Origin of the sequence: Xenorhabdus griffiniae, from assembly GCF_037265215.1 — a bacterium.
GTDB lineage: Bacteria > Pseudomonadota > Gammaproteobacteria > Enterobacterales > Enterobacteriaceae > Xenorhabdus > Xenorhabdus griffiniae.
The window spans coordinates 2,261,127-2,274,141 of sequence record NZ_CP147737.1 but is presented as its reverse complement, the minus strand read 5'-3'; the positions used below and the strand labels follow the sequence as shown (position 1 = coordinate 2,274,141).

Below are 13,015 nucleotides of genomic sequence, written 5' to 3'. Positions count from 1 at the left end.
TAATGCGCAAGGCGAAAGGATTTTTTATGAAGCTGAAGACAACGATCATCGCGACTGCGGTGTTCGCACTAACCACGATGACCGCTGCACATGCAGCTAAAGAATTAACTCCAGAACAAGCGGCAGAGCTTAAACCTTTTGAGCGGATCTCAGTTACTGGTCGTTTTAATGCAATTTATGAAGCTGCGGATGCGGTTTCCCGTCAGGCCGATAAAAAAGGCGCTGACAGTTTTTATATTCAAAGTCTTGATGATCTTAATGGACGAGGTAATTTGCGTGTTGTCGCCGATTTGTACCACAAAGATGCGGAAAAAGCAGATAAAACACCTAACTATCGTATCTATCGTGGCATCAAAGAGTTACCTAAAGCTGAGGCTATCACTTTAGAGCCTTTCGATACTGTGACAGTAAATGGTTATTTCCCGACTGATCCTGATCTGAAAGAAGCTCTCGCTAAGGCAGCTAAAAAGAAAGATGCAGCCTCTTTCTTTATCGTCCGTGATATTGCACCGAATAATGGCGGAAACCAAGTCGTCACAGCCTATGTTTATAAAGAAGACGCACCAAAACGTAAGGTTCAGTCTAGTGAAGCGGTGATCCCAGCCGATTCTGATGCAGGACGCCAAGCTCTGGCTCAAGGCGGAGAGGAAGCCAAGAAAGTTGAGATTCCAGGCGTTGCTTCTTCAACGTCAACAAGCAATGTAGTTGGTCGCTTTTTTGAAACCCAGTCATCAAAAGGTGGTCGTTACACTGTAACTTTACCTGATGGTACAAAAATTCAAGAGTTGAATAAAGCCTCCGCCGCTTTGATGGCACCATTCGATTCCGTTACTTTTTCTGGTTATTACACTACCGCACCAGAGGTTTCTTACCAGGTTGCTAAACGTGCAGCAGAGAAAGGCGCAAAATACTACCATATCACACGAGAGTGGCAGTCTAATGGTGGTAACGTTACCATCAGTGCAGATTTATTCAAATAATCATATAGATAGTTCTGTCATTTTTGGAAAAGGCACAAAGAACATTTGTGCCTTTTTTATCGAATTTTTTTGCTAGTTCATAATTTATTTACTTTTTTAACTTCTTAAAAATTAACAACTCAATAACGTTATATTGCGGCTTGATTTGCAAATTATCCTGTTTATCCTTCCTTTTCATTAATACTGTTTATACGCATGTAACTTCAAGTTGCAATTTACAACACTATATAAAACCTGATGTCTCTCCCGCTTTGCGGGGGGACATCGCACGCATTTTGAGGTTGGATTGGTATACATAATTGTTTGTTATTTGTTTCAATAGAGTAAAATATATGACTAATATTATCTAAGGTGCTTATCTTGTGATCATCTCTATGTTTATTCAGGCAATAACACACATTAGAAAAATTATCCGTAATTTGTTTTCTTACTCCTCTACAGAATTTTATGCATAAAATTTATATTTTTTTGCATAGTCAACCATTGCATACAATCCTTTCACTCCGTAGAATCGCCCTGTTTTTAGCTTTATCGACTAAATCCGTTCGCAATCCATCGCATGGATGCAATAAATGTCCAATATGTGTTCGATATTCAGAACAAATGTTCTGGCTAATCGTGTCGATTATATTTTTTTAGGAACGTATCTTTGGAAAAGAAATTAGGCCTTACGTCTTTGACCGCACTGGTATTCAGTTCTATGGTCGGTGCCGGCGTATTCAGTTTACCGCAAAATATGGCGCAAGCAGGTAGCCCTGCTGCATTAATGATTGGTTGGGGAATAACGGGTATAGGTATTCTCTTTTTGGCCACTTCCTTACTTTTACTCTCACGACTGCGCCCTGATTTGGATAGCGGGATTTTTACTTATGCAAGAGAAGGTTTCGGTGAGTTAGTTGGATTCTGTTCTGCATGGGGATATTGGTTCTGTGCCATTATTGCCAATGTTTCTTATTTAGTTATTGTCTTTGCCGCGTTAAGTTTTTTCACCGATACCGAACACGCAGTAATTTTTGGTGATGGCAATACCTGGCAATCGTTAATCGGTGAGTCTATTTTACTTTGGTTCGTGCATTGGCTGGTATTGCGTGGTGTACAAACAGCTGCGGGGGTTAACCTGCTGGCGACAATGGCAAAATTATTACCATTAACCCTATTTATTATCTTAGCTGTCATCGCGTTCAAAATGGATGTATTTTCTTTTGATTTCAGCGGCATTGAAATGGGCGTTCCTGTTTGGCAGCAAGTGAAAGATACGATGCTAATTACACTGTGGGTTTTCATCGGCGTAGAAGGCGCAGTTGTTGTTTCAGCCAGAGCCAGAAGACGCCAGGATATTGGTATCGCAACTGTGCTGGCTGTTATTTCAGCATTAGGGGTGTATGTGCTGGTTACCCTGCTTTCACTAGGATTAGTCACCAGACCTGAGTTAGCGGCTATGCGTAACCCTTCTATGGCAACTTTAATGGTTGGGTTAATGGGTTCGGCGGGTGAAATTGTGATTGTAGCTGGCTTGATTGTTTCTGTTTGTGGTGCTTACCTAAGCTGGACAATCATGGCAGCAGAAGTCCCCTTTATCGCTTCCTTACACGGTTCATTCCCTAAGGTATTCAAAAAACAAAATTGTAAGAAAGCACCTGAATCATCACTTTGGATCACAAATGGCGCGGTTCAACTCTCTTTGATTTTAATTTGGTTAAGTGGCAGTAATTACAATACATTACTCTCTATTGCTTCTGAGATGATCCTTGTCCCCTACTTTCTTGTCGGTGCATTTTTAGTGAAAGTTTCCTTTCAACGTGGTAGCCGTGCTTTACTCTTTATTGCGTTGGGTTCTTGTACTTATGGGTTATGGCTACTCTATGCTTCGGGGCTAATGAACCTCTTACTTTCGGTAGTGTTATATGTTCCTGGATTGCTGGTTTTTCTGTACGCACGCAGACAAAATCAGGAAAAAGTACCATTAACTGTTATAGAAAAATCGATAATTGTGGTTTTATTCTTGATAGCGCTCCCGTCTACATGGCAATTAATGCACTAATATCAATCACTCCAAAGAATCCGGCCTTTGTGCCGGTTTTTATTTGCGACAGACTATTATCCGTTACTGATTTATAAAAACAGGTAATTTGAGAGAGAATTTGTATTTCTTTGATGTTTTCATCGTTTATAAAAATTGTGCTGTTTAGTTTTCTTTTTGATATTGATGATGTTGTAGAGAGTTTATTTTTTTGTGCTTACTAGAAGTATGTTGTAACTAAAAATTAAAATATAGATCATTTTTCAATCAAATCATAAGAATTAATTTTGTTTTTATGCTGACACATTCTTCAAATATATAGAACTTAAACTATGTCTGGGTATTTATCACAAAGACTTTATTAACAAAAAATTAACTTAAAGCAAATGCAATTCATTTTCATTTGCCTTATGAATAGGTTTAACCTCTTACATAATTAAAATAATTAGATACAAAATTTGAAAAATAAAACACACGTTACAAACAAATAATAAATACATAATATTTAGTTAAAACTTTAACAAAAAAGCAAAATTCGAACATATTATATGTATTGCATAACTTTTATTTTTACAGAATGTCAGCAATTAATAATTAATCTTATAAAACAGAACAAAAACTCATTGATGTTTAGAAAAAAATCTATGTTATGCATAACAATGCTATTATTTTTTTCTTAATAGCTTAAAACTTCAAATTATGAGATTAGTCAAGTTATTATTTTGAACTTTGTTAATTATTCGCTACTATATTTTTATCTCATCTGTTGATGAGAAAGCCCTTTGCTATTTTCAGAAGTAAACTAAGTAATCCGTTGTTGTATTCATATACGCAACAAACATTAACTCAATAATCGGTTTCTCTGTCGAATACGTTCTTCAGAGGTGGGATATATTAAAAAATGAAAATCAAGCTAATTATTTCATCTTTATTTGTTTCATCTGTATTTATGTCCGCAGCTCATGCTGCTGATGGTCAAATTAAATTTACGGGCAAAATTACCGCCACTGCGTGTAAAGTTGATTCAAATTCGGCTAATCAAACCGTAAATATGGGAACTATCAGCTCAAGTTCATTTGCTGGGGCTTATAGCACTTCTGCCGCTACTCGCTTTAGTATCAAATTGACTGATTGCCCGAAAGATTATCAACAAGCACAGGTCAAATTTGACGGCCAACCAGACAGAGCCAGTAACCGACTTTTGGCGTTAAACAGTAATGGTGGAGATAATCCAGCTCAAGGTGTCGCAATTGCCCTTTATGAAGATGACAGTAATACCTTGATCAATTTGGCAAAAAATTCACGCCCTCAATATTTCTCAAATGGAAAGACAGAAGAGTTGAAATTTGTTGCCAAATACATAGCAACAGCTGAAACCGTAACTCCAGGTGCGGGTGACGCCGTCGCTAACTTCACTATTGTCTATAACTAACTACCTATAACCAAAGGAAGTTATGGCAGGGAAGCCAAAACAATATCACTCTGGTCTAAATATTGTTTGGAGCGACCGCTTTGAAATACTTTCGCATTTTAATTTTTATCTTTATCTGCATTTTCAATACGAATATCTCTTTTGCTGGCGTCGTTATTGGCGGCACACGTGTTGTTTATATTAGTGACCAGAAAGAAGCCTCTATTTCTATTAACAATCCAGAAGCTGGCATCTCTTACCTCATTCAATCATGGGTTGAAGGTGAAGGTGATGAAACTAAAACCCCTTTTATTATCACTCCCCCACTTTTTAAATTAACAGCAGAGAATGAGAATATTTTACGAATAGTTAAAATTGGCAATGGATTACCTGATGACAAAGAATCTTTGTTTTGGCTCAATATTAAGTCTATTCCTGCCACAACTAAATCAGAACAGAATCAATTGCAAATCACGGTAAAATCTCGATTTAAGTTATTCTATCGCCCTGCCAACCTCGCCGGTAATGCCGGTATTGCTTATAAGGCTCTAAAGTTCAAAACCGATGGACACAAACTCATGGCAGAAAACCCAACGCCTTACTATATCTCTTTTTCTGAGCTAACCACCGGCAATAATGTAGAAAGTTACGAGATTAAATCTGCGGGAATGATCCCACCGTTTCAACAAGAGAGTTGGGATATCCCTATTAAAAATATCAATCGAGTAACCTGGAAAACGATTAATGATTTTGGTGGCGTAACACCAGAAGAAAGACGTGAGTTGTAGGATAGTAGGTATATCAAAATTAAAAATTTATTATGAATAGCTATCGTCATTATCTTCAACAAAATAGTTCTGGTAATTGGGCGTTACTTATCAAGCTACGCTTGCGTTGTCTATATTGTAAGGTGCCGATTTGTGCATTGTTAACCACTTCTCTTTGGATGTATAACAATAAGGCTTACGCAGAAGAGTATTTCAATATCAATGCACTGGAAAACCATTCAGGTTTTGAAGATATTGATCTCTCTATCTTTACTCAAGATGATCAGCAACCTCCCGGACGTTATTGGGTAGATATTTATCTTAATCGAGAAAAAGTAGATACGGGAAATGTCGATTTTATTATCGTTAATAACAAGCTATTTCCCAAAATTAAGATACAACAACTCAGAGAAATGGGGGTGAATATTGAGTCATCCCCTACGCTACTTACTTTGCCGCCAGAAACGGAGCTTGTTGATCTCAGTCAATATATTCCATCTGCATCGACGTCTTTCGATTTCAAACATCAACGGCTGGATATCAGTATTCCCCAAGCAGCCTTAAAGAGTCAGGCAAGAGACTACGTGCCACCTCATTTGTGGGATCAGGGATTAACGTCTCTGTTAGTCAACTATAGCTATAGTGGCTCCATGACTTGGCAGGATGATCAAGTAGGTTCGACAAAAAACCATTTTCTCAACCTTAGAACGGGCGTTAATTGGGATGCGTGGCGTTTGCGCAACTATTCCACTTACAGTAGTCAAAATAAAAAATGGCAGAATATTAATATATATCTGCAACGAGATATTCATGCATTGAAAAGCCAATTAATATTTGGAGACAGTTACACACCTTCACTTATATTTGATAGCTTTCAGTTTCGCGGAATGCAATTGTCTTCCGATGACAATATGTTGCCCGATAGTCTAAAAGGTTTTGCACCAATAATTAGAGGGATTGCCCAAAGCAATGCTCAAGTCACCATCAAACAAAATGGTTACATTATCTATGAATCCTACGTTTCACCCGGCCCTTTTGTTATCAATGACCTCTATCCAACAACCTCAACCGGAGATATAGAGGTTATTGTCAAAGAAGCTAATGGGAAAGAACATCGTTCTGTGCAAAATTTTTCCACTGTGCCGATTATGTTACGGGAAAATAGCCTGCGACATTCACTGACTTTGGGGAAATACCAGTCTAATTCTCACCGCGGAAAAACCCCCTATTTCATGCAAGGTACGGTGATTTATGGTATCTCCAATCGTGTCACTGCCTATGGGGGAAGCACAATTGCAAAAGATTATCAATCCGTTGCTTTGGGGACAGGCTATAGTCTGTCTGACTGGGGTTCCCTTTCTTTTGATGTGACTTACGCCAAAACCAATTTAATGTCGAACTCCAACAATTATGGCCAATCTTACCGTTTCCAATATGCCAAAGATCTCTCTCAGACAGGCACTAACCTCACTCTCGCAGGCTATCGTTACTCGACACAAAATTTTTACGATTTTAAAGAAGCGAATGAGTTAAATCCTGCAATCGATGGAAGGAGCAGCAATAAGCGCAGTAAATTGCAATTACATATCAATCAATCCCTTGGGGATTGGGGAACCATTTATTTATCGGCTTTTCAACAAGATTATTGGCATCAAAAAGGCTACGAAAAAAATGTCAGTGCGGGTTATAACACAAGTTACAATTCGTTTAATTATAGCTTGAATTATTCTCACAGCGCTTTCCCTGGATCAAATCGTAGTGAGCAAATCGTTTCATTCAGTGTGCAGGTTCCCTTTGATCGTTGGCTGAAAAATAGTTGGGTAAGCTATAGCATGACCAGCAACAAAAGCAGTGACACGTCTCATCAAGTCAGCTTAAATGGTACAGCTTTTGAAGATAACAATCTGATTTATAGCATTCAGCAAAGTTATACTGACCGTAATCAAAGCGTTGGCGGAAATATCAACGCTGAATATAAAGGAACATATGGCCAGGTCAGCGCTGGTTACAATTATGACAAATATACCAGGCAACTTACTTATGGTTTAAATGGCGGGATTGTTGCCCATCCTTATGGTATCACCCTTTCCCAACCTTTAGGGGATACATCGGTATTAGTACGCGCCAATGGTGCTTCAGAAGTCAAAGTGCAAAACCATATCGGTATCAAAACTGACTGGAAAGGCTATGCCATTGTGCCTTATGCCAGTAGTTATCGGAAAAACCGTATTGCCCTAGATACGCATTCAATGGGTAACAATGTTGATATTGATATCAATACGCAAACTATTATTCCAACCCAAGGCTCATTGACACTGGCCAATTTCCAGACTCGTATTGGTTATCGTGCTTTACTGATACTTTCTCATCAAGGTAAAGCGATCCCATTTGGTGCAACTGCGACACTGGAAAAACAGCATGATATTGATGCTTCCAACAGCGCAATTGTCAGTAATGATGGGCAAGTTTATCTCAGTGGTATACCTAAATCTGGCCGGATATGGGTTAAATGGGGATATAAAGAAATACAAGAGTGTTATGCCAACTATCAACTCTCTGATGACGAACCTGCTTCAGGTTTGTATATGGTTGAAGCTTCTTGCGAATAATCTCTTGCAAATGGCATATACCAATCTAACTTCAAGATGCGTGTGATGTCTTCCCGCTTCGCGGGAAGACATCAAGCTTCACATAGTGTTGTAAATAGCAACTTGAAGTTTAATGCATATATATAAAAATAGTGGAAATTATTCTATGGCCAACAAATTAAAATTATTATTGGCAAGTACATTTCTCATCGGCACGATGAGTAGTTTTTCTAGCTTAGCTAAATACCATTGCCAATATTCTGCGGGTTTTGTACCTGGTATGACTCCAGTTTCTTTTGGTTCGATTACAATTCCCAGAAACCATCCTATCGGAACAACTATCAAAGAAATACGTCTGGAGCAGGTGAATGAAAAAGGTAATATCGCCCTCTGCGACACTTCCTTGCCTACAATATGGGAACAACCTGACCTTAAACCTGCAAACTATAATCAGGATGCCATTTATGAATCCGGTGTTCCGGGAGTTGGCATCCGCATTAATACCTGGGGATACGGTTATGGTATTGATTGGCTACCCAGAACAGCGACCTATCCATTCACTTGCCCTTCATCGCCGCAATCTCGATGGAAAAAACAATATTGCGGTGAGTCATGGGGTTATTTGACGGTACAGCTAATCAAGATTGCATCAACAACGGGTTCTGGAGCCGTTAACTCGGCGAAACTGACTCGTGCTACATTAGGTCACAACATTCCTGTTCACACTTTCAATTTATCGAATACCTATATCGTGACTAAAGGTTGTTCTCTCAATCAAGAAATGATTTTAGTCAATATGGGAGATATTAAAAAAAGTGATTTTCGGGGTATTCATAGTACAGCGGGAATGCAACGTTTTGATATCAATATAAATTGCGATGCTAATGTCGATGTTGGGTTGATGCTGGATGGCAGTTCGGTAAGCTGGAATGCCCAAGATATCTGGGCCTTGGACAATATTGACAACGTCGCAAAAGGAGTTGGTTTACAAATTTTGTATCAAAACCGCCCCGTAACGATGCGTACTCCCGTTGTATTTGGCTCCACACAGTCTGGTGGAAATATAACCATTCCATTAATTGCCCGTTATATCCAAACGGAAGCAGAAATTAAGCCGGGCAAAGCAGATGCAACAGCAACAATCACTTTTACATATCAGTAAATGATAGTTATCCCCTATTTGATAGTAATGTTGTTAAGTGGGGGATGTTAGTGAGTTAAATTAGTATGTTGTAACTAAAACAGTAATGGATCCTTTTAAGCGTATTTTGGGCAGTTGTAAGCCACAACTGCCCCTATTTATCACGACGCGATATTTTCCATCGCCTGTAAAATACGTTTATCCGATATTGGATACGCAGTACCCAATTGTTGGGCAAACAGACTGATCCGAAGTTCTTCAATCATCCAACGAATTTCTTTTACTTCCGTTAACTGCTTCTGCTGCACAGACAGTTTTGCCAACCATTGTTGCCATTGACGCTGGATATGTTCAACTCTGCTCATATGCGCCCTATCCTTATTAGGATCTACCGCCAATTTTTCCAATCGACGTTCGATACCATTCAAATAGCGCAAGACATCTGCCAGACGTTTCCAACCGTGGGAAGTCACAAATCCATTAAATACCAGACCAGAAATTTGTTCTTTAATATCAGATAACGCCAGTGCGAGAGAGATATCCACCCGCCCTTTCAGGCGCTTGTTGATATTAAAGACCGCAGTCAGGATTTGCTCAACTTGTTTGGCAATATCAACCACGGCGTCATTCAAATTAGCACGAACTTTATCATGCAAACTGGAAAATGCCTGTTCATCCCAAGCTGGTCCACCATTTTCTGCGATCAATCTATCAACACCACAGGAAATACAATCATCAATCAAATCCAATACTTTTCCATATGGATTGAAATACAGCCCCAGTTTAGATTTGTTTGGTAATTTTTCATGCAAGTATTTAATCGGCGATGGAATATTCAGCAATAACAGGCGGCGCGTTCCTTCCCACATAGCATTCTGTTGTTCGGACTCGGTTTCGAATAGTTTAATACCGATACTGTCTTTCTCATCCACCAATGCCGGAAATGCCTTAACAGAATAGCCCCCACGCTTCTGCTCATAACATTCAGGCAATGTTCCAAAACTCCAGATATGCAATCCATTTTGCTCTATACCATCATCTGCAACTGCGGAAAGCGTTTCCTGAACTTTTTCTTTCAATTTCAGTTTCAATGCAGACAGATCTTTGCCTTCCGCTAACGATTTATTTTTTTCACCCGTTTTCTTCTCTCCAATAATGCGGAATGTGATCTTTAAATGATCAGGTACTTGTTCTAGCTGCCAGTCATCGCGTGACACTGTCACCCCCGTCATGCGACGCAACTCTTTCTCAAGGCTATCCAGTAAAGGGGCCTGAGGTTGTGTCACACGCTCCAGAAATGCCTGCGCATAGTTAGGTGCCGGAACAAAATTACGACGTATTGGTTTTGGCAATGACTTAATCAACGCAACAACCAATTCATGGCGAATGCCCGGAATTTGCCAATCAAATCCTTCATCTTTGACCTGGTTCAATACCGGTAAAGGAATATGCACTGTTACGCCATCAGCATCGGTTCCCGGTTCAAATTGGTAACTCAAACGGAATTTCAAGTTATCTTGGTGCCAGTAATTTGGATAATCCAACGCACTGACTTTGTTTGCATCTCCCTTGATTAACATACTCTTTTCAAAGTTGAGCAATTCAGGCTGATCCTGGCTGGCAACTTTCCACCAACGATCAAAATGGCGCGATGAAACAACGTCTTTGCCAATGCGCTGATCATAGAAACTGAACAAGGTTTCATCATCCACCAGAATATCTCGTCGGCGAGATTTATGTTCCAGCTCTTCTACTTCTTCACGTAATTTCAAATTAGCGCGGAAAAATGAATGACGAGTTTGCCAATCGCCTTCTACCAGTGCATGGCGGATAAATAATTCGCGGCATAACATGGGATCGATTCGGCTGTAATTGACCAGACGCCCCGTCACAATTGGCAAACCATATAAGGTAACTTTTTCCATTGCCATTACCGCCCCCTGGGATTTCTGCCAGTGCGGTTCACTATAGTGTTTTTTGATTAAATGAGCCGCCAATGGCTCTACCCATTCAGGCTCGATGCGCGCGGCAATACGTCCCCACAAGCGGCTGGTTTCCACCAATTCAGCCACCATCGCCCATTTTGGTGGTTTTTTAAATAACCCAGAGCCAGGAAAAACGGAAAAACGGGCATTGCGTGCACCGGTATATTCCTGTTTATCCGTATCTTTCTGCCCAATATGGGATAACAACCCTGTCAGCAAGGCAACATGGATACTGCGATAATCAGCTTCTTGGCTATTAATCGGCAACCCGATTTCTTTCACAACCTGCCGTAGCTGAGTATAAATATCCTGCCATTCCCTCACACGAAGATAATTCAGATAATCCTGCCGACAAAGTTTACGGAACTGGGAACTGGAAAGCGCGTTCTGCTGTTCCACCAGAAAATCCCATAACTTCAGGAAGGCGATGAAATCTGAATCTTTATCCGCAAAACGGCGGTGTTTTTCATCAGAAGCCTGCTGTTTTTCTAACGGTCGTTCCCGTGGATCTTGAATTGACAATGCAGAAGCAATCACCATCACTTCACGAACGCAACCATGTACCTTAGCTTCCAGTACCATACGTGCCAAGCGGGGATCGATAGGCAACTGAGCCAATTGTCGCCCCATTGAAGTCAGTCGATAACCCCCTTCTGACAATGACTCCGGATCAATAGCCCCCAACTCCTCCAACAGACGAACTCCATCCTGGATATTACGTTTATCCGGCGCTTCAACAAACGGGAAGGCGCTGACATCCCCCAACCCAATGGAGGTCATTTGCAAAATAACGGAGGCCAGATTAGTGCGCAAGATTTCCGGATCGGTGAATTCTGGACGTGATAAAAAATCCTCTTCCGAATAAAGGCGAATACAAACCCCATCCGAAACACGGCCACAACGCCCTTTCCGCTGATTGGCAGAAGCCTGCGATATCGGTTCTATCGGCAAGCGCTGCACTTTGGTGCGATAACTGTATCGGCTAATACGTGCAAAACCGGTATCAATCACGTACTTGATGCCAGGTACAGTCAAGGATGTTTCCGCCACGTTGGTGGCCAGAATAATACGGCGGCCAACATGGGGTTGAAAGATTCTGTTCTGCTCGCTGTTAGATAACCGTGCAAAAAGTGGCAAGATTTCGGTATGTGGGAAATTTTGCTTATTGAGGGCATCCGCCGTGTCACGAATTTCTCGTTCACCGCTCATAAATACCAGTATGTCACCTGAGCTTTCACGCCCTAATTCATCCACTGCATCAATAATAGCGTCAAGCTGGTCGCGATCACTGTCATGCTCATCACCCGCTACGGGGCGATAACGCACTTCTACCGGATAAGTACGTCCAGATACTTCAATAATCGGGGCATTATTAAAGTGACGGGAAAAGCGTTCAGGATCGATAGTTGCAGAAGTAATGATGACTTTTAGATCTGGGCGTTTTGGCAGTAATTGGCGCAGATAACCGAGGATAAAATCGATATTTAAGCTGCGTTCATGGGCTTCATCGATAATTAACGTATCATATTGCAATAACAAGCGATCTTGCTGTAATTCCGCCAGTAGAATACCGTCAGTCATCAATTTGACCAGCGTATTTTCACTGACCTGATCGTTAAAACGAACTTTATAACCAACCGTCGAGCCAAGCGGTGTTTCCAGTTCATCCGCAATACGATTAGCAACCGAACGTGCTGCCAAACGACGGGGTTGGGTATGGCCGATCAACCCCTTAACTCCCCTTCCCAATTCAAGGCAGATTTTGGGGATCTGAGTTGTTTTACCTGAACCGGTTTCCCCGGCAATGATAACAACCTGATTATCCCGAATAGCCTTATAGATATCGTCTTTCTTCTGGCTAACCGGCAGGTTTTCAGGGTATTGAATCGAAGGACACGCAGCCTGGCGATTCATAATTTTCTGTTTTGCCGTCGCTATATCCGCAGCGATGGATTGTGCTACAGCCTGCAAGGAGACTTGATTCTTAATTTTTGCTGCTCCATGCAGACGTTTTTTTAAACGGAACTGATCGCGCAGCGGTGTGTGATCAAGTTCAGCGAATAATTCAGCAAATGGTGCTGTCAAAGGTGATTTCACGTGATAAATCCTTGTGACGTTTTTTA

The 13,015-nt window shown here is 40.7% G+C and carries 7 protein-coding genes; 6 read left to right on the top strand and 1 reads right to left on the bottom strand.

Translation table 11 applies throughout. From position 1 onward, the window contains the following. Positions 1-26 precede the first annotated feature (26 nt). From ydgH to WDV75_RS09795, 6 genes are all read left to right on the top strand, one after another. On the top strand, positions 27-980 hold the full coding sequence (ydgH, locus tag WDV75_RS09820; protein WP_273557698.1) for a DUF1471 family protein YdgH: 954 nt from the start codon (positions 27-29) through the stop codon (positions 978-980). 649 nt (positions 981-1,629) lie between these two features. Further along, positions 1,630-3,021 (top strand): basic amino acid/polyamine antiporter, encoded by a 1,392-nt coding sequence (locus WDV75_RS09815; protein WP_273557700.1) that lies wholly within the window; start codon positions 1,630-1,632, stop codon positions 3,019-3,021. Positions 3,022-3,901: 880 nt separating this feature from the next. After that, positions 3,902-4,432 carry a fimbrial protein gene (locus tag WDV75_RS09810; RefSeq protein WP_273557701.1) on the top strand — a complete coding sequence of 177 codons (531 nt, stop codon included), beginning with the start codon at positions 3,902-3,904 and terminating at the stop codon, positions 4,430-4,432. Between the two features lie 80 nt (positions 4,433-4,512). Next, entirely contained in the window at positions 4,513-5,199 is a 687-nt protein-coding gene (locus WDV75_RS09805) for a fimbrial biogenesis chaperone (RefSeq protein WP_273557702.1), read from the top strand. A gap of 32 nt (positions 5,200-5,231) precedes the next feature. Continuing rightward, a complete protein-coding gene (locus WDV75_RS09800; RefSeq protein ID WP_273557703.1) occupies positions 5,232-7,787 on the top strand; it encodes a fimbria/pilus outer membrane usher protein in 2,556 nt (851 codons plus the stop codon). Positions 7,788-7,932: 145 nt separating this feature from the next. Beyond that, a complete protein-coding gene (locus tag WDV75_RS09795) occupies positions 7,933-8,928 on the top strand; it encodes a fimbrial protein (protein ID WP_273557704.1) in 996 nt (331 codons plus the stop codon). Between the two features lie 140 nt (positions 8,929-9,068). Here WDV75_RS09795 and hrpA read toward each other — a convergent pair whose 3' ends face one another. Continuing rightward, the gene (hrpA, locus tag WDV75_RS09790) at positions 9,069-12,989 is read right to left on the bottom strand and encodes an ATP-dependent RNA helicase HrpA (RefSeq protein WP_273557705.1); all 3,921 of its coding nucleotides are present in this window, start codon (positions 12,987-12,989) and stop codon (positions 9,069-9,071) included. Between the last annotated feature and the right edge of the window lie 26 nt (positions 12,990-13,015).

Excerpts from the sequence above, each read along its gene's own strand:
- ydgH (WP_273557698.1), top strand. The coding sequence starts at position 27 with ATGAAGCTGAAGACAACGATCATCGCGACTGCGGTGTTCGCACTAACC.
- WDV75_RS09810 (WP_273557701.1), top strand. The coding sequence starts at position 3,902 with ATGAAAATCAAGCTAATTATTTCATCTTTATTTGTTTCATCTGTATTT.
- WDV75_RS09800 (WP_273557703.1), top strand. The coding sequence starts at position 5,232 with ATGAATAGCTATCGTCATTATCTTCAACAAAATAGTTCTGGTAATTGG.
- WDV75_RS09795 (WP_273557704.1), top strand. The coding sequence starts at position 7,933 with ATGGCCAACAAATTAAAATTATTATTGGCAAGTACATTTCTCATCGGC.